Origin of the sequence: Dietzia natronolimnaea (genome assembly GCF_002289575.1) — a bacterium.
Classification (GTDB): domain Bacteria; phylum Actinomycetota; class Actinomycetes; order Mycobacteriales; family Mycobacteriaceae; genus Dietzia; species Dietzia natronolimnaea_A.
In genome coordinates, this window is record NZ_NTGA01000120.1 from 1 (window position 1) to 487 (window position 487).

Below are 487 nucleotides of genomic sequence, written 5' to 3' on the forward strand. Positions count from 1 at the left end.
GCTGCTGGGTGATGGCTCGCTTGCTGAACATGAAATCGCGGGGGCGGTTGATGCAGTCTGCAGCAAGGAGCTCGCCACCACGGAGGTAGAAGCAGCTGAAGTCGCGGTCCCGGGTGGGGTCACCGCTGAGGACGACTTCGTCGTAACCGGTGTTGAGACCGGCGATCTGCAGCTTGAGATCGTATTGATCTGACCAGAACCAGGGAAGCGCCTCGATCTTCCTAGATTTTCCGCAGACGGTCGAGGCGGCGACCTTGGCCTGCTCCCCCGCACTCGACACGGACTCCATGCGTATACGGCAGCCGTAACGGGCGATGTCATGGCTTGTGCAATCTCCGGCGGCCACGATGTCGGGGTCCTCGGTCCGGGCATGGTCGTCGATCACGATGCCGTTGTCGACCACGAGACCCGCAGCGTCGGCGAGTTCTGTTCTCGGTTCAACACCGATGCCCACGATGACCAGATCAGCCGGGATCGACTCGCCAGT

The 487-nt window shown here is 62.0% G+C and carries 1 protein-coding gene; it reads right to left on the reverse strand.

Annotated elements, in window-relative coordinates; all coding sequences use genetic code 11:
* A partial coding sequence (locus CEY15_RS17930) for an oxidoreductase C-terminal domain-containing protein (protein WP_176475197.1) occupies positions 1 to 487 on the reverse strand: 487 nt, incomplete at both ends.